The organism is Mycobacterium sp. 852013-50091_SCH5140682 (genome assembly GCF_001665685.1).
Classification (GTDB): Bacteria; Actinomycetota; Actinomycetes; order Mycobacteriales; family Mycobacteriaceae; genus Mycobacterium.
This window is the reverse complement of record NZ_LZTB01000082.1, coordinates 15,392-34,945: the sequence shown is the minus strand read 5'-3', so window position 1 is coordinate 34,945 and position 19,554 is coordinate 15,392. Positions and strand designations below refer to the sequence as shown.

General features: G+C 65.8%; 20 protein-coding genes and 2 pseudogenes. 12 read left to right on the top strand and 10 right to left on the bottom strand.

Going from position 1 to position 19,554, the window contains the following annotated elements; translation table 11 throughout:
* Positions 1–108: 108 nt before the first annotated feature.
* On the bottom strand, positions 109–753 hold the full coding sequence (phoU, locus tag A5784_RS22565; RefSeq protein ID WP_064947118.1) for a phosphate signaling complex protein PhoU: 645 nt from the start codon (positions 751–753) through the stop codon (positions 109–111).
* 188 nt (positions 754–941) lie between these two features.
* Here phoU and A5784_RS22560 point away from each other — a divergent pair, with 188 nt between their 5' ends.
* From A5784_RS22560 to A5784_RS38840, 3 genes and pseudogenes are all read left to right on the top strand, one after another.
* Positions 942–1,235 carry a DUF3349 domain-containing protein gene (locus tag A5784_RS22560; RefSeq protein ID WP_064947117.1) on the top strand — a complete coding sequence of 98 codons (294 nt, stop codon included), beginning with the start codon at positions 942–944 and terminating at the stop codon, positions 1,233–1,235.
* A gap of 175 nt (positions 1,236–1,410) precedes the next feature.
* Positions 1,411–1,649, top strand: a pseudogene (locus tag A5784_RS39295) (transglutaminase-like domain-containing protein); the annotation flags it as partial.
* Between the two features lie 101 nt (positions 1,650–1,750).
* Positions 1,751–1,909, top strand: coding sequence for a DUF6307 family protein (locus A5784_RS38840; protein ID WP_197514838.1), 159 nt, complete (start codon positions 1,751–1,753; stop codon positions 1,907–1,909).
* A 666-nt stretch (positions 1,910–2,575) separates the two neighbouring features.
* Here A5784_RS38840 and A5784_RS39290 read toward each other — a convergent pair.
* Together A5784_RS39290 and A5784_RS22550 are read right to left on the bottom strand one after the other, a co-directional pair.
* The gene (locus A5784_RS39290) at positions 2,576–2,896 is read right to left on the bottom strand and encodes a Rossmann-fold NAD(P)-binding domain-containing protein (protein WP_232006206.1); all 321 of its coding nucleotides are present in this window, start codon (positions 2,894–2,896) and stop codon (positions 2,576–2,578) included.
* Between the two features lie 437 nt (positions 2,897–3,333).
* Positions 3,334–3,543 carry a hypothetical protein gene (locus A5784_RS22550; RefSeq protein ID WP_064947116.1) on the bottom strand — a complete coding sequence of 70 codons (210 nt, stop codon included), beginning with the start codon at positions 3,541–3,543 and terminating at the stop codon, positions 3,334–3,336.
* Between the two features lie 574 nt (positions 3,544–4,117).
* Here A5784_RS22550 and A5784_RS22545 point away from each other — a divergent pair.
* The gene (locus tag A5784_RS22545) at positions 4,118–4,624 is read left to right on the top strand and encodes a DUF5994 family protein (protein ID WP_064947115.1); all 507 of its coding nucleotides are present in this window, start codon (positions 4,118–4,120) and stop codon (positions 4,622–4,624) included.
* 332 nt (positions 4,625–4,956) lie between these two features.
* On the opposite strand, the gene A5784_RS22540 is transcribed toward A5784_RS22545, so the two are convergent.
* Complete coding sequence (locus A5784_RS22540; RefSeq protein ID WP_156750714.1) at positions 4,957–5,268, bottom strand: hypothetical protein; 312 nt, start codon at positions 5,266–5,268, stop codon at positions 4,957–4,959.
* 507 nt (positions 5,269–5,775) lie between these two features.
* Between A5784_RS22540 and A5784_RS37715 the strand changes: the two are divergent.
* Positions 5,776–6,404, top strand: a pseudogene (locus A5784_RS37715) (PaaI family thioesterase).
* A gap of 6 nt (positions 6,405–6,410) precedes the next feature.
* On the opposite strand, the gene A5784_RS22530 reads toward A5784_RS37715, so the two are convergent.
* On the bottom strand, positions 6,411–8,408 hold the full coding sequence (locus A5784_RS22530) for an FUSC family protein (RefSeq protein WP_064947112.1): 1,998 nt from the start codon (positions 8,406–8,408) through the stop codon (positions 6,411–6,413).
* A 77-nt stretch (positions 8,409–8,485) separates the two neighbouring features.
* Between A5784_RS22530 and A5784_RS22525 the strand changes: the two genes are divergently transcribed.
* Both A5784_RS22525 and A5784_RS22520 read left to right on the top strand, forming a co-directional pair.
* Entirely contained in the window at positions 8,486–9,199 is a 714-nt protein-coding gene (locus A5784_RS22525; RefSeq protein WP_064947111.1) for an EthD domain-containing protein, read from the top strand.
* 29 nt (positions 9,200–9,228) lie between these two features.
* Complete coding sequence (locus A5784_RS22520) at positions 9,229–9,984, top strand: enoyl-CoA hydratase/isomerase family protein (protein WP_064947110.1); 756 nt, start codon at positions 9,229–9,231, stop codon at positions 9,982–9,984.
* A gap of 8 nt (positions 9,985–9,992) precedes the next feature.
* Here A5784_RS22520 and A5784_RS39970 read toward each other — a convergent pair whose 3' ends face one another.
* Both A5784_RS39970 and A5784_RS22510 read right to left on the bottom strand, forming a co-directional pair.
* Positions 9,993–10,265, bottom strand: a complete 273-nt coding sequence (locus A5784_RS39970) for a (2Fe-2S)-binding protein (RefSeq protein ID WP_064947109.1) — start codon at positions 10,263–10,265, stop codon at positions 9,993–9,995.
* Between the two features lie 12 nt (positions 10,266–10,277).
* A complete protein-coding gene (locus A5784_RS22510) occupies positions 10,278–10,910 on the bottom strand; it encodes a hypothetical protein (protein ID WP_064947108.1) in 633 nt (210 codons plus the stop codon).
* A 239-nt stretch (positions 10,911–11,149) separates the two neighbouring features.
* Here A5784_RS22510 and bfr point away from each other — a divergent pair, with 239 nt between their 5' ends.
* The 5 genes from bfr (at position 11,150) to A5784_RS22485 (ending at position 16,177) form a co-directional block, all read left to right on the top strand.
* Positions 11,150–11,629, top strand: coding sequence for a bacterioferritin (gene bfr / locus A5784_RS22505; protein WP_029370591.1), 480 nt, complete (start codon positions 11,150–11,152; stop codon positions 11,627–11,629).
* A 157-nt stretch (positions 11,630–11,786) separates the two neighbouring features.
* A complete protein-coding gene (locus tag A5784_RS22500; protein ID WP_064947107.1) occupies positions 11,787–13,835 on the top strand; it encodes an MDR family MFS transporter in 2,049 nt (682 codons plus the stop codon).
* Positions 13,836–13,877: 42 nt separating this feature from the next.
* A complete protein-coding gene (locus A5784_RS22495) occupies positions 13,878–14,360 on the top strand; it encodes a carboxymuconolactone decarboxylase family protein (protein WP_064947106.1) in 483 nt (160 codons plus the stop codon).
* 21 nt (positions 14,361–14,381) lie between these two features.
* The gene (locus tag A5784_RS22490) at positions 14,382–15,752 is read left to right on the top strand and encodes a type I glutamate--ammonia ligase (protein ID WP_064947105.1); all 1,371 of its coding nucleotides are present in this window, start codon (positions 14,382–14,384) and stop codon (positions 15,750–15,752) included.
* Between the two features lie 53 nt (positions 15,753–15,805).
* Positions 15,806–16,177, top strand: coding sequence for a VOC family protein (locus A5784_RS22485; protein ID WP_064947104.1), 372 nt, complete (start codon positions 15,806–15,808; stop codon positions 16,175–16,177).
* Between the two features lie 88 nt (positions 16,178–16,265).
* Here the strand turns inward: A5784_RS22485 and A5784_RS22480 are convergent, their stop codons facing one another.
* The 3 genes from A5784_RS22480 to A5784_RS22470 all read right to left on the bottom strand — a co-directional run bounded on the left by A5784_RS22480 (position 16,266) and on the right by A5784_RS22470 (position 19,512).
* Positions 16,266–16,709, bottom strand: a complete 444-nt coding sequence (locus A5784_RS22480) for a nuclear transport factor 2 family protein (protein WP_064947103.1) — start codon at positions 16,707–16,709, stop codon at positions 16,266–16,268.
* Positions 16,699–18,486, bottom strand: coding sequence for an N-acyl-D-amino-acid deacylase family protein (locus tag A5784_RS39285; RefSeq protein ID WP_082945013.1), 1,788 nt, complete (start codon positions 18,484–18,486; stop codon positions 16,699–16,701). Before A5784_RS39285 ends, A5784_RS22480 begins: the two co-directional genes overlap by 11 nt.
* A 99-nt stretch (positions 18,487–18,585) precedes the next feature.
* The gene (locus A5784_RS22470; protein ID WP_064947101.1) at positions 18,586–19,512 is read right to left on the bottom strand and encodes an SDR family oxidoreductase; all 927 of its coding nucleotides are present in this window, start codon (positions 19,510–19,512) and stop codon (positions 18,586–18,588) included.
* Between the last annotated feature and the right edge of the window lie 42 nt (positions 19,513–19,554).

Genomic DNA, 19,554 nt, shown 5'->3' with positions numbered 1-19,554 from the left:
GTCCGAATACGTGCTCTCGGGGCTTTCAGGTCTTGAGTTGAGGGCACCGTATCTACGGTCGCGCTTGGGGCGTGATGCCCTGACCTTGCGACTGCTCGCCGCGGCAAGTCAGGCGCGGTGGGCGCCGGTGGTTTGGTAGATGACGCGGTCGGCGACCTCGACGGCGTGGTCGGCGAAGCGTTCGTAGTAGCGGCTGAGAAGTGTCACGTCGACGGCGGTGGCGGTGCCGTGTGTCCACGTCGGGTCCATCACCGTGGTGAACAGATGGCGGTGCAGATCGTCCATCGCTTCGTCGTCGGCGCGCAGTTGGGCCGCTTGGTCGGGATCATTGGCGAGTACAACGTGTTTGGTGTCCTCGCTGATCCGTACAGCGATACGGCCCATCGCGGCGAAATGCAGGACGACGTCGACGGGGACGGCGAGGTTGGGGTGGCGGCGGCGGGCGATGCGCGCGATGTGGGTGGCCAATGCGCCCATGCGTCCCATGTCGGCGACGTCTTTGAGTGTGCTCACGACGGCTCGTAGGTCACCGGCCACCGGGGCTTGGCGGGCCAGGATGGTGAAGGCGTCGGCTTCCAGCCGGGTGCATTCGTGGGTGATGTCACGGTAGCGGTCGATAACTTCTTCGGCGATCTGCAGGTTCGGTTGCAGTAAGGCGGCGGTGGCGTCGGCCATCGAATTGCCGGTGCGCTCGCAGAGCCCGGCGATCCCGGCCTTGAGTTCGTCGAGTTGATGGTGGAAAACCGTCCGCACGACCCTCGAGCATAAGTCGCAACTCTGAAAGCCCCCAGTGGCCTGACGGTAAACAGCAGGTAAGGCCGCGGTGATCGGGGTGCAGTGAACTCTGCCGTCGCACTCTGCGCCGAGCAGGCGGGCCGGGCGAGATTTACAGTGGACCGAGGAACCCGGTTCGATCCCAGCTTGGCCGGGGAGTGTGTGAGATGTTGATTCCGGCGATGGTGGCTCGGGTGGTCGGTTTTCTGCGGGCCGGCTACCCCGACGAGGTGCCCGCCACCTATGTGCCGCTGTTGGCGTTGCTGCAGCGTCAACTCGGCGACGACGAAGTCCGCGCCGTTGCCGCCGAGCTTATCGCCACCGGGAAATGCCCGGTGGCGGTCACCGATATCGAGGTGGCCATCACCAAAGCGATCGACACGCTGCCCTCACCGCGGGATGTGCGCCGGGTCGGTGCACGGCTGGCTGCGGAGGGCTGGCCGACCACTCCGTCCAGCTGATAGGCCGCTGGTGGGGATGGGATCGGGCCTTGCCGACAGTGTCTCGCGGAACGGCGATCTCGGTGTTTCACAGCGCAGGGCTATCAGGCTGGTGTGACGGGCACGCTGCGCTGATCCCGTGCAGGTTGGCGAGCAGGCCCTTATGCGCGCTGCCCTGCGACGAAGTTATCTGGCGCCGATGGATTTCCATGCCGTTTCCGAAGCGTTCGTCGACGGGCGGTGGGGGTGGTAGACGGGACGTTGTTGGCGCCGCGGCAGACACTGGTGCGCATCGCCACCGGCCGTGACGCCGCATAAATCGCCTTCCTCGACAACCACAAGGGAGCGATCACGCTGACCAAAATGGAGGTGACGGCGATCGTCGATGGCGAGCTTTCCAGGGATTCGATCGACCAACTGGTGTCGATCGGTTGAGCAGATGTCCGTGGTCAACCCCGGCGACCGAAAAGAGCGTACCGTGACAGGTATCGGGCGGCTCGGGTCGAGCGAAAAGGCCCGATTGAAAAGGAAATTCGATGACTTCGCCAACAACGTTTCGTACGCCCTACGACCTCCGTGTTGAACTGGTCAAGGACACCATCACGGCTCACTCGAAGCTTGGCGACAAGGCCGCAAGCGAGCTGGCCGTGCACGTTTTGCATGCGATAAATTCGATCCCCGAAAAGTTCCGCTGAAGAGCGCCTCCCGCGCTTCTTGTCCCATTCCCGGAGGCCAACCGCGTGGCCGTGATCGCGCTGCGGTTACGCGCACCACCCAATCATTGGGCGGGCATTCCGGGCGCCCGAATCGAGACCGTGATGAGAAGGCCTGACGACAAACAACGAAACGTCCTTCGCGAGAACGTGATCCAGGTCGGCGCGGGATTCGCAGCGAAGGAACCAGTCGCCCGCCAATGCGGGCAGATAGCGGGACAGCCATGACGCACATCACCGAACCACGTGTTATCGGCAACCATGCCGAAATGGGCGGGTCGACTTCGGCGGCCCGTTACATCCCAATGACAGTCAAGGACATACTCCGGGCGGGAGTGCGCCGCAGGGCTCGGCCGGAGGAAATGGCTGGAGCCCAGTCGGCATGGGATTCCGAGGGCGGCGCGCAGCCGCGGACGTGAATCGTTGGTTCGGCGTAGTTATTGCGACTGCTCGGTCGAGTCAGTGCGGACGCTGTGCGGGTAGGTATCCTCGCGGTTGCTGAAACGACAGGATGCTGGGATTGATAACGACGCCGTCGCGGAATCTCGATGGGCCGGGAGATCGTCGGGGTCGAGTTCCACATCTGCGGACCGGCCAGAACCGTTTCGATATGGGGCAACAACGCCTCGGCGGCCACCTCGCGATTGGTCAGCACGCGTACATCGTCAACGCCGCGGGCGGTGGCGCCGACCCGATGACCGAAGCGCGCAGACGCCGACCATAGCTGCCGGTGATGCCGGCAAGTTGCATGGCGTGGAGTACCCGGCGAGCTGGTGTTCTTGTGTGGACGACGTGCAGCCCGAATCCGCCGTCGGCCTGCCAGTGGTTCATCGCCTCGAAGGCGATCAACGTCACCCGCCGATCAACGGCGACCTGGGTCAGCGCAGGATCCTGCACCCAGTGCGGCCAGCCCCAGACGACCTGTCCCACATTGAGTTCCGATAGATCCTCGGCCTGGACCTTGGGCACCAGAATGATGTCACAATTCGGCGATGAACCGTTCCTGAGAACCCATTCCACCGACGAGCGGGACAAACGCGTCGTCCCTGGCACCAAAGTCCGAGCGGTAGCCATACTCAAGAAAGAAAGATCTGCCGCCGGACCCGCAGATCGATCCCGGTGGAATGCGCCGGGTGGATCGGCCACCTGCGCTCGTTCGGCTTGCGCGAACGATCCAGCATCCCGGCGAAAACTGTTGCGGCTCAGCGCTACTTGTCATAGAACATGCCTCTCTCGCAACATGCCGAAGGGTGGGCGTGTCGTTACGATGCTCAAAATGGTTGTGTTCGTACACATGTCGACCCCTTGGATTGGTGCAACGTGTTGAGCGCTTTGCTGAATCGGCGGGCGCTATTGGCCGCACCACCGAGTGACTATTGTGTCGGCAGATCGCTCCCAGTTCGGCGCTACCGCTGGCCCGTGGCCCTGTCGGCTCGCGCTTGATGTTCGAGCCTGGTGTCGTGGTCTCGGTTGATGAACGCCGCTTGGCGGTGAATGCGGGCGATCGCACGGCGGGCATCGGCAGCGCGACTCGCGGCCGGCCGCAGGTCCGTCAGCAGTAGCCGAAGTCCGAGCGACGTCACCGCGCCGACCGCGATCCCAAAGAGGAACAACATGCGGCTCGCCCCTGGGGGCTGCAGGCCGAACACGGCGAGTGGGTCAGCGGGTGCGTCGCCCCGGCGGTGCTCAACACGCCCACGATTGCCATAGACAAGACAGTCAATTCGACGATGACGAGCATTCGAGGTCTCTTCGCTAGTAGACGTCCAGTACACGCCTGATTCGTAGGCCTGTCAACAATTTTCGCACATAGAGTCAATGTGGCGACCAGGTTGTTCTGCATGCCGAGCGGAGCCCTGCCTCCGATGGCTAACAGCGGTCGGTGTCCGGTGGGCACCGCCGGACTCTGGCCGGCCGACCGCTGCCGCCTAAGGCATCCAGCCAACCGTTGGGAACCCGAACCTGTGTGACTGAAACGACTGCGTGGGACTGGAAGCGCCTATGTTCCAGCGATTTCGAGCGGAGAACGTTGGTGGTGCCGCCGTTTGCTCCACGGGAGGGGCTCGGAGCTGGACAACCCCGAGTAGACTAAAGGCATATCGGCGGTACTTCGTCATACGACCGTTCACGGTTGTGTCGTCGTCGATTTGTAGGATCTGGCCGGTTCGCGGTCAAGACAGGAGCGTCACAATGACGCTGATACAAGATCGCCCCGCCGTCGGACGGCCGGAACACACGCCGCGATTGCGCTTAAAGCCTAAGGCGCCGACGACCGGGCACGTCGACGGCGCATGGTGGCCGCACAGTGACGACCTCGCCGCGGAGCTGCCAGATCTCCTGGCCGTGCTGTCGGTTCGGCTCGGGCGCATTGACCGCGTGATATACAACCTCAATGAATGGGCCACTCCATCAAGGAAACTCGCGACCGGCGGGCGACGGGTACGGCTCGACGGATACCGACGGCAGCCGACAAACACCATCGAAGTTCAAGGGCTCGACGGCAGCAGGATTGTCTTGCTGGTGGTGCCTCCGAACACTGACCGGGAGATGGCACACGTGGCGATGATGACCGCGGCCGCGCCCAACAACGCTTCGATGGTCGCCAACCTGCTCGCGGTCGACGCGCCGGACCAAGAACCTCTCAATACCCGTTACCGCCCGACATTTCACCGGCGCGTCCGGAGGTTTGCAAAATAGCAGTTACCGTGACACTCCGCGATGGCCGACGCCTGGCGACGGAACACGAGCATTGTTTCGTTGCCGATCCGACCGCTCGCCGAGGCGGTGGATTTCGCCGTGGGCCGCGGCTAGGTCGTGTTTGAGCTGTTTGATTTCGGCTTCAGTGCGTCGATGGTGGTTTCGTAGCCACGTTTCTGGGTGCGAAGCTGCTCCCGCAGTGCGGCGGGCATTGGGATTGATTTTCATGCCTTTGCGCTGCATCTCGCGCAGCGCCTTTCTGATCTTGGCGCGCAGATAAGCTGTGCGGCGGGCCACGGCGGGTCGGCAACGGCGGTGCGTTGAGGTGAGGCCTAGAGTGCGTCGCCCGCCGAGGTAGCAGGTAGGGGTGCGGGGTCGGCGTCGAATGTAGGTGTGTGCGGATGTATCGGCCCAAACCCAGTGACCGGGTCACAGACGGCCGGAACCACGGAGTAGCTCTGCGCCAGCTGAAAACCCAACTGCACCAGTCTCATCCACAACAGCGGATCGTTCGTGCCCGTGGGGCCGGCCATGCCGAACCGGTCGCCTTCCAAAGTGAACTGCACTGAGGGCCCGTCGAGCGTCGTCAGCGCCGTCAACATCGCGCCGCCGGGGTCGGCCCGGTAGCGCAGGGGCTCCGCCACAGGAAGGCTACTGTCCGCTGCGGAGTCGCCCTCGATGGTGTATCCGCACTCACGGAGCTCGGCGATGACACCAGCACACGCCTCTGCAAATAGGACATCGACGGAGATTGTCGATTGCGGTGTCAGCATTAGTGAGAATGTGATCAAGGGACTCATCCCCTCACAGGCATAGCAAATCCAGCTGGCCTGTTGCCTCAAGCCCACCGTCCGCGCGGCAGGGCCGGGCGGTACTTATACCGTAACTCACCTGCAGCCAGAATCGAGCTCAGCACAATATCGCCAACGCGGCCCTTCCCCCTCAGGTACTCGGATGGGCCACTTCGAACCGTCTAACCGGAGCCGATTCGGGTCGACATGGCCAACTCGCAGATTGAATAGTTTGCGCCCCATTCTCTTTCGGGTTTGTGGTTTTGTCGATGATGTGGCCGGAGTCGCCGCAGTGCCATTCGTTGCGCAGTTGTGACCCGCGGATTCGACACCGCCACAAGAACGTGTTCTAGTGCTGAGATGCCGGGTTACACCCATGTCGAGGGCCTGCGTTCGGCCGACGTGCAACGCCTGAAGTCCACCTACGAGCCGCTGGCAGATTCGGTGCGCGCACTGATCGACGCGACCATCCGCTCGGAGGCCGACCCCGCCGAGGTGGCCGCGGCCAAGGCGGAGATCGACTCGGCCACGGCACGGCTGCGGGCCAAGCAGATCGACGGTGCGTTCGGCGTGCGCTTCACGTCCGACGGAGACCGGATGCCGTGGGGCAACCCGGCCATCGGTATCCGCAACCCGATCGCGCCGCCCCTGGTGATCGTCAAGCACCCCTCGGGCGTGGTGTCCAGTAACTTTCACCTCGGAGCCGCCTACGAAGGCCCGCCCGGGCATGTGCACGGCGGCATCGTCGCGATGGTGCTCGATCACCTGCTCGGCGAGGTCGCCGCCAACGATCCGGACAGTCCACGGTTCACCGGCACCCTGACCATCCGTTACGTGGGGCCACCCCGCTGGGCGATCTGCACGCCGAAGGTCAGATCACCCGCACCGACGGCATCAAAGCGTATGCCGCCGGCCATCTCTCGGACTCCGAAGGCGTCACCGCCGAGGCCGAGGGCGTGTTCATCCTGCCGCGTTGGGCCCGCGGCTGAGCGCGGTCAAGGGGACGGCGTGACCGGTTCCACGCGGTCGATCGCGATGTCGGCAAGGCTGCCGGTGATGGTGGTCAGCTCGCCGACGAGGATGCGCGCTGCGCCGTTGTCGGTCGCCAACGTCGAGGCCAGATCGTGCACGCGCCGCAGGGCGGCCGACAATTCGGCGGTGTCCAGGCTCCACGGCACCGCGGGGCTGGGCGGTGCGCCACGCAAGGCTTCGATGTAATCGTCGACCGCAGCGATGAATTCGGCGTCCAACGCCGAAGACGGATGGGTCGGCAGACTGTTCTCCAACGTGGTGCACGCACTGGTCACCGCGTTCAGCGCGGTGCGATAGGACCGCAGCCACCGGCGCAGCGTCGGGGAATCCAGTCTCGCCGCACCCCAGGCGGCCTCGAACGCGGCACGCGCCCGGAACGCGCGTTGCCAGGCCGCCGACAGCGCCTCGGCAGGGTGATCCACCTCGTGCACGAACGCGGTGACTACCATTGCCGCGTAGTCGATCTCGGTCATCAGCAGTTCACCGGCCCGCTGCCGCAGCCGGATCAGGGAATGGTCAGGCAGCAGCACGTGGGCCATCACCGCCAGCCCGCCGCCGACGAGCACGCCCACCAGGCGGTCGACGACGCCCGCCCAGTCGGTGAAACCACCGACGCCGACGACGAACACGAGGACGGCACCGACGGCGACGACCACCGCGAGATAACCGAATCTGATCACCCCGTAGGCGACTCCCACGAACACGGTCGCGCAGATCAGCGAGGCCATGGTTCCCGGCTGCCAGAACACCGTCAGCGCCGACGCGACGACGATGCCCACGGCGAGTCCGGCCATCCGACCGGCGCACCGCGTGTAGGTGTGCGCGGTTTCCGGCCGCAGCACGACCACCACGGTCACCGCCATCCAGTAGCCGTGTCCGAGGGTGCCGTACCGCGCCGCGGCCGCGGCGACGGCCGTGGTGACCGACAACCTGATCGCGTGCCGCAGGATCGGCGATGTCCACGTCAGGTGCGAACGGACGACCGCCGGTGCCGATGCCAGCGAACCGATCAGGTCCGGCCGGTGCAGCTGCCCGAAGCGCAGCACCGCGGCCTCCCTCAGTTGTTCGGAGAAACGTTGTGCGCGTGCGGCTTCCACGCCGGTCACGGCGGCAGCGGTGGCATCAACCCTGACCAGGGCGTGCTCGGCGTCGCGGCGCGCGGTGTGGCTGTGGTCGGCGATCGCGTCGAGCAGCACGGCGGCTGCCGACAACAGTTGTGGCACCCCGTCACGGCGATCGCCACCTGCCGTCGAGCGGAACGAGACGAGCGTCGCGGCCAGCCGCTCCGGCAGCCGGTATCCGCCGTGGTAGGCCCGGGGCTGTTGGCTCACCTGGCTGTTTGCGAACACTTCGCGCAGCCACGTCATCGGCGCGTCGTCGACATCGGCCGCACAGTCGGCGGCCACACTGCGGGCATCGGCGGCCAGCGATCGATAGGCCCGGCTCAGACCTTCTCGCTGCGCGCGCCATCGCCGTGGTGGCCGGACCGAGATGAGCGCCGCCTGCACCAGGCCCGCGACGAGTACCAGGAGGGGGGAGAGCAGGGTGTCGGCCAGTGTCGGTGCGGTGACCGGGGCGATCACCAGCAGCGCGCTCGCGGCCGACGCCACCAGGCCGGCGTTGGCGCCGAGTGACCACTGCATCCCCGCGGCGAAGCACCACAGCGCGACCACGATGACGAACACCACGTCGTGTGAGCCGCTCAACACCGCGAGCAGCACCACGATGGCCAGCTCGACCGACGCGGTCGCCACCAGCGGTACCCGACCGCCCGGGCTGCGCTGCAATGCGATGGCACCGGCGATCACTCCGGCGCCCAGGGTCCACATCGCTGCGGTCGGCGACACCCCGTAGAGCGCGAGCATGCTGAGCACGAGCGTGCCGATCAGGCTGCGGGCCACCGCGCCTGCGTCGGGAGTGCTGAGCCGCAACGCGTCGGCTGCCTGTCCACCGGTCTGCACGTGCCCATTCTCGCGCCTGTCGGTCCGGGAGGTGGCCAACAGAGGCCAAGTGGCGCGAATCGCCTACTGTCCGCTGGGTGGAGAAGATCATCGTGCTCGTGCGCGCCGGGAACGCCGACGACGATTGGTGCGCACGGCTTCGGAGCGGGGTCGCCGACGAATTGCTCGGCACGGGACTGCCGGGACTGTCCATCAACGTGCGGGACGCCCCGGTGCGCGATTCGCTCATGACCCTGACGACGCTGGACCCGCCGGTGGTCGCGGTGGTCAGCCTGTGGACCCAGCAGTACTACGGCGAGCAGGTCGGTACGGCGATCAAACTGCTTGCTGCGGAAGCCGACTCGGTTCACGCCTACCTGGTCACCGAATCGGTGCCGATGCCGCCCCCGCGGACCGGTCCGGGTCAGCGCACCGACGGCCTGGCCAACATCGCTCTGCTGAGGCGGCCGGCCGAACTGAGCGAGGACTCCTGGCGGCACCGCTGGCACATCGACCACACGCAGGTGGCCATCGACACCCAGGCGACGTTCGGTTACACGCAGAACGCCGTGGTACGGGCGCTGACTCCCGACGCCCCGGTGATCTCGGGCATCGTCGAGGAACTGTTCCCGCAGTCGGCGGTGGCCGACCTGCATGCCTTCTTCGGTGCTGCCGACGACGCCGATCTGGCGGACCGTATGCGGCGCATGGTGGCCAGCACGGAAGCCTTCGGGGCCAGCACCAACATCGACACGGTACCGACCAGTCGCTACGTGTTCCGCTCGCCGTTCGCGGCACCCGACCGGCAATAGTGGAACGTGTTCTAGTTACGCTGCGACATGTGAACCTGCTGATCGACGACGTCAACCGCGTACGCACACTCACGTTCAACCGCCCGGACGCGCTCAACGCGTTCAACGAGGCGCTGTACGACGAGACCACCGTCGCGCTGCGGGCCGCCGCCGATGATCCCGAGGTCGGCGTGGTGCTGCTCACCGGGACCGGCCGCGCCTTCAGCGCGGGCAACGACCTCGTCGAAATGCAGGCCCGGATCAGCGGTGCCGGTCGTGCTCCGGCGGGCGAGCACGGCTTCTACGGCATGCTCGACGCGCTCGTCGACTTTCCGAAACCGTTGATCTGCGCCGTCAACGGTCTCGGCGTCGGCATCGGCGCCACCATCCTCGGCTTCGCCGATCTGGCGTTCATGTCCTCGTCCGCCCGGCTGAAATGCCCGTTCACCAGCCTTGGCGTGGCGCCTGAGGCCGCTTCGTCCTATCTGCTGCCGCGGTTGATCGGCCGGCAGAACGCGGCCTGGCTGTTGATGTCCTCGGAATGGATCAGCGCCGAGGAGGCCAAGGATATGGGCCTGGTGTGGCGGGTCTGCGCACCTGAGGAACTGCTGCCCGAGGCGCAGCGGCATGCGGAAGTCCTTGCCGCCAAGCCGCTTTCGAGTCTCAAGGCGGTCAAGCAGACAATGCTGGCCCCTATCCGGGCTGACATCGTGGCGGCCGTCGAGCGCGAGAAGGCCCTGTTCGTGGAACTCGTGGGCGCCGCGGCCAATGTCGACGCGCTTGCCGCGTTCGCCGACCGGAAATAGGCGCGGGCTCAGGGTGTGCGGCCGGTCCCGTTGTCCATCGACGCCACGACCTCACCGCAGATGCGCGGTGAGGCGGTGGTGCGGGCCGGGCAGCCGTTGAACGGGGTCGGGCATCCATTGGCCTGATGAGCGGCGATGATCGCCCGGATGGTGCGCCTGCAGCGTCCGCAGTCCTTGCCCGCGCCGCAGGCCTCCGCGATCTGTTTGGACGTCGTGGCGCCCGCCGCCACGACGTCGTTGACGACGTGGCTGGTGACTCCTGTGCATAGACAAACGAACATCAGCTCACCGGTTCAATCCTGGCCGTCAACGGTCATGATGTGGGCCAGCTTGCCGACGAACAGGCTCGGGTAAGCGCCGAACCCTGCGTGCGTCATCCACTCGGCGGCCGCGTCGGGATGGTCGATCCACTGCCGTGCGCTCACCTCGTCCTCGATCTCTTGCAGGATCATGACTTCCTGGCCGTCGTCGAGTGCCTGGTATACCCACACCTTCCTGACGCCGCTGTTCTCGAAGCGGCTGAGCCCGTCGTGGACCTTGCGCATCAGCGTCGGGACGTCGTCGACCACCGAGACCGCGCCGACGATCACGCCTGCCACGTAGTCCTCTGACGTCGGCCCGGACAGGTCGATCTTCTCGACCACCTCACCGCCGAAGATCGGCGGAATGTCTTCGACGCCCGATATGTCGAACCATTCGAATATGGCCGGTGACCGCAGGACATCGCGAATCGAGTGGGCATTGCGGATCCCGATGGTCACCAATACGCGGCGAGGCTCCCAGATCGACGTGTACAGCACCACGTGATGGGCGCCGATGGTCAACAATCCCGAACGATGCTTTTTCATCCATTTCCACATCTGTTCGACATCGTCGACCCGGAAATCGCACGACAAAATAAGCGAGTGCAAATCAAACTCACGCATTATTTTCGCGATTCCGTCCGGTCGGCCGACATGTTAGCCCAGTCTAACCTTAGTTAGGGCAGGCAGTCCAGCCTTCGAGGACCGACGGCCGTGCGGGCCCGGCGCGTGTCACCCCGTTGGCCGGGAAACACGCCCGGTGCAGCCGAAATCGACCAACCTCCGCGGAGTCTCTGCACTAGATTGGCGGTGCACGGCAAACAGCAACGCTTGACCAGCCCTCAAGGTGCTTAGGAGTGACGATGCAAGGGGATCCGGACGTTCTGAAATTGCTCAACGAGCAATTGACCAGTGAACTCACGGCCATTAATCAATATTTCCTACATTCCAAGATGCAGGACAACTGGGGATTTACCGAACTGGCCGCCCATACCCGTTCGGAATCGTTCGAAGAAATGCGGCACGCCGAGGCGATCACGGATCGCATCCTGCTGCTCGACGGATTGCCGAACTACCAGCGCTTGTTCTCGCTGCGGGTCGGGCAGACGCTGCGCGAACAGTTCGAGGCGGATCTGGCCATCGAATACGAGGTTGTCGAGCGGCTCAAGCCCGGCATCATCATGTGCCGTGAGAAGCAGGACGCGGTGTCGGCCATCCTGTTCGAGACCATCCTGAGTGACGAGGAAGGCCACATCGACTACCTGGAGACGCAGCTCGAACTCATGGACAAGCTCGGTGATGCGCTCTACGCCGCGCAGTGTGTGTCGAGGCCGCCGCAGTAGTCTCGCGCGCCACGCGTTTCGCCGCCCCGGACAACCGGTCCCGTACCGGACGTCCGGGGCGGTTTGTCGTCTGTGCTCGGGATCACGGTAACTTTCATAGGTAACCTAACGATATGACGTCTGGACCGACAGCCCCGACCGTCGGCGAAAGGATGTCATGACAAGCGCACCGACAACCACGGAACCGCAGCCCGGCGGCGGTGTCCTGCTGAGCCCGCAGCGACGCAACCTCGTGTTCGTCGCGGTGCTGCTCGGCATGCTGCTGGCCGCGCTCGATCAGACCATCGTGGCCACCGCCCTGCCCACCGTCGTCGCCGATCTCGGCGGTGCGGGGCATCAATCCTGGGTGGTGACGAGCTATCTGCTGGCCTCCACGATCGTCACCGCCGTGGTCGGCAAGGTGGGCGACATCTTCGGCCGCAAGGCAGTGTTCCAGGCCGCGATCGCGTTCTTCCTCGTCGGTTCGGTGCTGTGTGGCATGGCCGGTTCGATGACGATGCTGGTGGCGTCGCGGGCCCTGCAGGGTATCGGCGGCGGCGCCATCATGGTCACCGCCACCGCACTGATCGGCGAGGTCATCCCGCTACGCGACCGGGGCCGCTATCAGGGCATGCTCGGCGCCGTCTTCGGCGTCACCACCGTGATCGGCCCGCTGCTCGGCGGTTTCTTCACCGACCACCTGAGCTGGCGTTGGGCGTTCTGGATCAACGTCCCGGTGGGCGTCGTGGTGTTCATGGTCGCCGCAGGCACCATCCCGGCTCTGGCCCGTGCCGGCCGGCCTGCCATCGATTACCTCGGCATCGTTTTGGTGGGGCTCGGCGCCTCAGGGCTCACCCTTGCCACCAGCTGGGGTGGTGGCGAGTACGCGTGGACCTCGCCGGTCATCATCGCGTTGTTCATCGGTTCGGCGATCGCGCTCGCCGCGTTCGTCTGGGCCGAAACCCGTGCGGCCGAACCGATCCTGCCTATGAGGCTGTTCGCCAGCCCGGTGTTCACGGTGTGCTGCGTGCTGTCGTTCATCGTCGGCTTCGCGATGCTGGGCGCCCTCACCTTCATGCCCACCTTCATGCAGTTCGTCAACGGCGTCTCGGCCACCGAATCCGGTTTGCGGACCTTGCCGATGGTGGCGGGGCTGCTCATCACCTCGACCGGTAGCGGCGCCATCGTCAGCCGCACCGGTCGCTACAAGATGTTCCCGATCGCCGGAACCGCGGTGATGACGGCGGCGTTCGTGCTGCTGTCGCGGATGGATGCGCACACCCCGACCCTGCAGCAGTCGCTGTACCTGTTCTTCCTCGGCATCGGTATCGGCATGTGCATGCAGGTCCTGATCCTGACCGTGCAGAACACGTCCAACTTCGCCGATCTGGGCGTCGCGACGTCGGGCGTGACGTTCTTCCGGACCATCGGAAGCTCGTTCGGGGCGGCCATCTTCGGGTCGCTGTTCACCAACTTCCTCTCGGGCCGGCTGGCGGGTGCACTTGCCGCGAGCGGCGCGCCCCCCGAGGCCGGGGCATCACCGAAGGTGCTTCATGCACTGCCCGCGCAGGTGGCCGCGCCGATCGTCGACGCGTACGCCGGTGCGCTCGGCAACGTGTTCCTGTGCGCCGCACCGGTCGCCTTGCTCGGGTTCGTCGTGGCGCTGTTCCTCAAGGAGGTCCCACTGCAGGAGATGGACGCCAGCGTCGCGGTCGATCTCGGCGAGGGGTTCGGCATGCCTAGTGCGGAATCGGCGGAGAAGGTGCTCGAAACGGCGATCAGCAGGCTTATGCGCCACTCGCAGGACATCCGGTTGCGGACCGTCGCGGGCTCGCCGGGCTGCGACCTCGACGTGGCCGGGCTGTGGGCGCTGCTGCAGATCTACCGGCAGAGCCAGGTGTTCGGCTCTGCCCGGCTCACCGAGATCGCCGAGCGGTTGCGCGTTCCGCACGAGGTGCTCGAGCCCACGTTCGACTCGCTGGTCACCGAGGGTGTCCTGCGGACCGGCGATCAGTTGTTGTTGACGCAGCGCGGGTTGGGCCAGGTCGACGCGGTGTCGTCGGCACTGGTCGGGCGGATCGTCGAAAAGCTCGCCACCTCACCGTCGTTCGAGGGGCGACCGGACCGCGATCAGGTGGAGGCCGCGCTCGAGCGCATCGTGCACCGGGTGCTGGTGCAACGGGACTGGGGCGACGACCGGACCGAGTTGGTCTCGGCGAAAAACTAGAACCTGTTCCAGAATCGGCGCGGCCCGCGTACGATTTGGTCCATGAGCCGCATCGGTGATTTTCCCGACGACGACGTTGCAGGCTGGGTGTTGCGATCGCCCGAAATCGGAACGGCCATGGCCAACTTCACCAACGCCGTGTACACGAAGGGGCGGTTGCCGCTGCGGGTGCGGGAGCTGGCCCGCATGGTCATCGCGCTCGACAACGAGTGCGCCGTGTGCCAGAACACCCGCGATTCCGACGGCGCTGCGGCAGGCGTCGACGAGGATCTCTACGACCACGCAGCCGAATGGCGCACCTGGCCTGGGTACAGCCCCGCGGAGCGGGTAGCCGCCGAGTTCGCCCACCGCTTCGCCACGGGGCACACCGAATTGCGCGACGACGAAGACTTCTGGCAACGGGCCGGCGAACAGTTCGACCCGGAGCTGCTGACCGATCTGGCGTTGTCGTGTGCGATGTGGCTGGGCATGGGCCGGATGTTGCGGACGCTCGACATCGGGCAAACCTGCACGATCACGCTGTAGGTCGCCGCGCTGCGGCGCACAATGGCAGCTGTGACAGCGCGGGCAGCCAAACCGTTGGCCGCAGCGGCCATCGCCCAGTTGGAAGCCGATGGGGTTGCGACACTCATCGGCACGGTCGTCAATCCGGCCGGCCTGATCCATGCGAAGACCGTTCCGCTGCGCCGCATGGGCATCTTCGCCGACCCCGGGCTTGGCGCCAGTCCGGTGTTCCACGTGTTCACCATCGACCAGACCGGCATCGTATTCAGCGACACACTCGGCGTGGTGGGGGACCAGCGGATCCGCATCGACCTGGGTGCGCTGCGCATCCTCGGTGACGGATTGGCCTGGGCGCCTGGCGAGTTCTTCAACCAGGACGGCACGGTCGACCCGTACTGTGCAAGGGGTGCGCTGCAACGCGTGACCGATCGGTTGGCTGCGGCCGACCTGAGCGCAGCGGTCGGCCACGAGATGGAATTCGTCCTGGTCGGTCCGGACGGCGCCCGGTTGCCGTCGGTCATGTGGGCCCAGTACGGACTGGCCGGGCTGCTGGAGTTCGAAGGCTTCGTGCGGGACGTCACCAATGCGGCGACGACGTCCGGGGTGGCCATCGAACAGTTCCACCCCGAGTACGGCGTCAACCAGTTCGAGATCTCGCTTGCTCCACAACCGCCGGTCGCGGCCGCCGATCAGTTGATACTGATGCGCATCATCGTGGGCCGGGTGGCCCGCAAGTACGGTCTACGGGTCAGCCTGTCCCCGGTGCCGTTCGCAGGCAGCGTGGGTTCCGGTGCCCATCAACACTTTTCGCTCACGATCGGGGACACCGCGCTGTTCTCCGGTGGCGCCGGGATGCGGGGCATGTCGGCGCTGGGCGAGTCCGCCATCGCGGGCCTGCTGGCAGGGCTGCCTGCCGCGCAGGGCGTGCTGTGCGGGTCGGTGCTCTCGGGCCTGCGCATGCAGCCCGGGCACTGGTCGGGTGCATACAACTGCTGGGGCACCGAGAACCGGGAGGCGGCAGTGCGTTTCCTGATCGGTGGGCCCAGCAACCCGTACGGCGCCAACGTCGAGGTCAAGGTGATCGATCCCTCGGCCAACCCGTATCTGGCGAGCGCCGTGATCCTGGGACTGGCGCATCACGGGATCGAGAACGAACTGTCGCTCGGTCCTGAGATCACGGTCGATCCGGGGAGTCTGACCGAGGCCCAGCGTGCCGAGCGCGGCATCGTGGCGCTGCCCACCCGGCCTGCCGATGCGCAGTCAGCGCTGGACGCCTCGTCGCTGATCCGTGGGATTCTGGGCGACGAGCCGGTCGATGCGGTGGTGGCGGTCCGCCGTTACGAACTGCAGAACTTCGGGGATCTCACGGACGAAGAGCTCACCGAGAAGTTCCGGATGGCCTGGAGCGTCTAGGTCGGCCGCGGTGCCGCGGATTCGATCGTGACCCGAGTGGCAATACTGGGACCATGATCGGCACATTGCGTTCAGTGGTCCTCGACTGCCGCGACCCCCACCGGCTGGCCGCGTTCTACTCCGGGCTGCTCGGCGGGGAGGTGGCCGTCCAGGACGACACCTGGGTGGTCGTCACGGACCCGGCGGGGCGGCGCCTGGCATGTCAGTACTCGCCACAACACGAACCGCCGCAGTTCCCCGACCCGGCCGGGTCTCAGCAGATGCATCTCGACATCAAGGTCGACGATCCGGATGTCGCCGAACGCCAGGTACTGGAGCTGGGCGCGACCCGGGTCACCGATGCGGTCGGCGAGAACAACTTCCGGGTGTTCCGCGACCCGGCAGGGCATCCGTTCTGCCTGGTGTGGGCCATCGACGAAGCCTGACTTACGCCCTGAGACGCCGAATGGCCAGTTCTTGCCGGGTTTTCCGAGATCCCGTGGCATAACTGGCCATTCGACCGGGCCGAGCGGCTCAGACCAGCCCGGTGGCGTCGAAGATCCAGGACATGTCCGCGGTCGCGAAGTCGGACAGCCAGCTCGCCGGCGCGTGGTTGGTCAGCGCGCCCATGTCCCAGTAGTCCTTCCACAGCGTCACCTTGCCGTTCTCGACCCGGTGCACGGTGACGAAGTTGAGCACTGCGGATTCCCCCGTCGCCCAATGCCATTCCTCGTGATGCTCGTACATGGCGTCGGCACCGGCGGACACCAGCAGCCCGGGGAAGTTCTCGTAGGAGGCCAACGGCTCCAGCCCGATCTTGAGCCGCTTGACGATGTCCTCGGGCCCCTTGGCCGCGGCCGCCGGGCCCACCGGCATGTCGAGGTAGATGCAGTCGTCGGAGACGTAGGTCTTGAGCAGTTCCCAGTTGCGGTCTGACAGCGCCTGCCACAGTCCGACGATCGTATTCTCAACTGACACTGGTGAGTTCGCCTCTCTGGGTGGGCTGGGCCGGGGACCGGTGGGCGGCGCGCAAGAACCGTCCGGTGCGCGTGGCGCCGACGAGGTCGGTGAATCGGCCGTCGAGGTAGACGGCCCTTCCGGCGACGAGGACGGCGGTGACCGTGTCGTCATTGCGGTTGACCATCCGCGACAGCCCGCCATAGTGCTCGACAGTGTCCTCGGCGTACTCGTCCAGCGAACCGTCGAGCCGTTGCGGATCGATCACGACCACGTCGGCGCGGTCCCCGATCCGCAGGTGCCCGGCGTCCAGGCGGTACCAGTCGGCGAGCTCACCGGTGAGCCGGTGCACGGCCTGTTCGATTGACATGAAAGGCGTTCCGGCTTGCTCGGCGTCACGGACATGCCGCAGCAGGCGCAGCCCCATGTTGTAGAAGGCCATGTTGCGCAGATGCGCCCCCGCGTCGGAGAAGCCCAGTTGGATGCCCGGGTCACGCGCGAGCTTCTTGAGCACTTCGGGACGGTGGTTGGAGATGGTGGTGCGCCAGCGCAATGCGGTGCCGTGGTCGAGGACGAGGTCCAGGAATGCGTCGACCGGATGCACGCCCCGGTCCACCCCGACCTGGCCGAACGACTTACCGACCACGGAATCGTCAGGGCACGCAACGATTTCGGCGTCGAAGAAATCGCGATGCCACACCCGGACGCCGAACTTGTTCTCGTAGTCCTTGCGGAATCGGCGGCGGTAGTCCTCGTCGCGCAGCAGTTCGTTGCGCTCCACCTCGTCACGCAGATGCAGTGCGGCCGCACCGGAGCCGAACTCCTCGAACACCACCAGGTCGATGCCGTCGGCATACACCTCGAACGGCACCGGCAGGTGTTGCCAGCGGAAGTTGCCGCCGAGCGCGTTGGTGATCCGGGCCAGCGGCCCCATCATCAGGATCGCGTAGGGATTGGCCTTGATATCGGCAGCCGACAACAGCGACGTCTTCAGCGGATTGCGGAAGATGCCGAGCGACTGGGCCACCTGCGAGGCCAGGTTGACCGGGTTCTGGATGTCGGGGCCGGACTGCAGCACGCGACCCGCCCGGCGCAGCAGTGACTTGAGCCTGCGCAGCTCACGCGGTTTGGCATACGTCGACGGCAGCGTACGCGACCGGCAGGTGTCACCGTCGATCTTGTCGAAAAGCAGCTGCTGGGAAGACATTCCGACGAAACCGGCGCTGAGTGCCTCTTTGAGCATCTGCTCCATGCGGGCCTGCTCGGCGCGGGTCGGACGTTGGTCCTTGCGGGTGGCGCGGTCCAGGCCCATCACTGCGGTGCGCATGTCGGAGTGCCCGATGAACGCGGCCAGGTTCGGCCCCAGCGGCAGCGCCTCGAGGGCGGCGACGTATTCGTCGCAGTTGGTCCAGGTCTTGTTCGCGTCGACCGCGGCGATGACGTGCTCGCGCGGGATGGCCTCGACCCGGCCGAACAGGTCACCTGCGTCGACACCGTCCACATGCACCGTCGACAGTGAGCACGAACCGAGCATCACCGTGGTCACGCCGTGACGAAGTGACTCCGACAGCGACGGCCCGTTCAGCACCTCGACGTCGTAGTGCGTGTGGATGTCCAACATTCCGGGCATCACCCACTTGCCGGTGGCGTCGATGACCCGGGGGCAATCGGTGTCGTCGAGTTCGTCGGGCGATATGGCGACGACATGGCCGTCGCGAATCCCGATGGTGCGCACGGCCGACGGGGCGCCGGTGCCGTCGAACCAGCGGCCATTGCGGATGATTGTGTCGAAGGTCACCAAGTTATAGAACAGCCGTGGTCGGCGGGTGTCAATGAAATCCGTGAACAGATTTCAAGAAATGTCTACTGGTCTGCCGTGGGGTTGGGTGACCTGCAGTTATAGCGGGGCCCAGGCGTCGGGCTGACGGCCGTCGAGGTCGGTGAAGCCGTATTCCCTGGCCAGATCCACGGAGCTGACCGACCGCTGGTTCCAGCGGGCCCGGGTGGGATCGGCGGCGATGGCGGCGATGCCCCTGCCGACGAATCGGGGGGTCTCGGATTCGGCGAAACCGGGTGGGGCCATCGGGTAGCCGTCGGCGCGCATCGGGTCCAGCGCGGTGTGCCAGGTCTCCTCGGTGATGCCGTAGTTGTCCAGCATCATCTCCGAACGCAGCCACCCCGGCGTGACGGCGACCGCCGCGGCGCCGAACACCGCGAGCTCGTAGCCATGGCTGAACGCCAGCCGGTTGACCGCAGTCTTCACCAGATCGTAGAACACTGAAAGCCGGTAGTTCTCGAAATTGAATTCTGTTGTCCCATCGGTGATCTCGACGAGAAGCCCACCCATCTTGGTGGTCAGCAGAGGCAGCAGGCAGTGCGATGTGATCAGATGCGTGTCGATCCCGAGCCGCAGAATCCGCAAGCCGTCGTCGAGATCGTGCTGCCACATCGGTCGGCCCCATGTCGCGGGCGCGCCCTTGAGTATCTCCGCCCCCCAGATGTCGTTGACGAGGATGTCGATGCTGCCGAAGTCCCTGCCGAGCCGCTCCGCGAGCGCGCGGACCTGGGGGATGTCGAGATGGTCGACCTGGATGGGGATGCCCACACCGCCCACCGCACACACGAGTTCGGCGGTCTCCTCGATCGTTTCGGGGCGGTCGTAGTCGGACAGGCGGCTGCCGGAGACACTGCTGCGCCCGGTGCACACCACCGTGGCGCCCGCCTCGCCAAGCGCCATGGCGATACCGCGACCGGCGCCGCGCGTCGCACCGGCGACCACGGCGACACGGCCGCGCAGCGCATTCGGATCCGGCGTCCACACCATCCGATGAGTATCGCGCCCGACGGCCACCGAACATTGCGGTTC

What these genes read in the sequence shown, in the direction of transcription:
- A5784_RS22560 (WP_064947117.1), top strand. Translation starts at nt 942, where the DNA reads ATGTTGATTCCGGCGATGGTGGCTCGGGTGGTCGGTTTTCTGCGGGCC.
- A5784_RS38840 (WP_197514838.1), top strand. Translation starts at nt 1,751, where the DNA reads ATGACTTCGCCAACAACGTTTCGTACGCCCTACGACCTCCGTGTTGAA.
- A5784_RS22550 (WP_064947116.1), bottom strand. Translation starts at nt 3,543, where the DNA reads ATGTTGTTCCTCTTTGGGATCGCGGTCGGCGCGGTGACGTCGCTCGGA.
- A5784_RS22545 (WP_064947115.1), top strand. Translation starts at nt 4,118, where the DNA reads ATGACGCTGATACAAGATCGCCCCGCCGTCGGACGGCCGGAACACACG.
- A5784_RS39970 (WP_064947109.1), bottom strand. Translation starts at nt 10,265, where the DNA reads ATGTTCGTTTGTCTATGCACAGGAGTCACCAGCCACGTCGTCAACGAC.
- A5784_RS22510 (WP_064947108.1), bottom strand. Translation starts at nt 10,910, where the DNA reads ATGCGTGAGTTTGATTTGCACTCGCTTATTTTGTCGTGCGATTTCCGG.
- bfr (WP_029370591.1), top strand. Translation starts at nt 11,150, where the DNA reads ATGCAAGGGGATCCGGACGTTCTGAAATTGCTCAACGAGCAATTGACC.
- A5784_RS22500 (WP_064947107.1), top strand. Translation starts at nt 11,787, where the DNA reads ATGACAAGCGCACCGACAACCACGGAACCGCAGCCCGGCGGCGGTGTC.
- A5784_RS22495 (WP_064947106.1), top strand. Translation starts at nt 13,878, where the DNA reads ATGAGCCGCATCGGTGATTTTCCCGACGACGACGTTGCAGGCTGGGTG.
- A5784_RS22490 (WP_064947105.1), top strand. Translation starts at nt 14,382, where the DNA reads ATGGCAGCTGTGACAGCGCGGGCAGCCAAACCGTTGGCCGCAGCGGCC.
- A5784_RS22485 (WP_064947104.1), top strand. Translation starts at nt 15,806, where the DNA reads ATGATCGGCACATTGCGTTCAGTGGTCCTCGACTGCCGCGACCCCCAC.
- A5784_RS22470 (WP_064947101.1), bottom strand. Translation starts at nt 19,512, where the DNA reads ATGGTGTGGACGCCGGATCCGAATGCGCTGCGCGGCCGTGTCGCCGTG.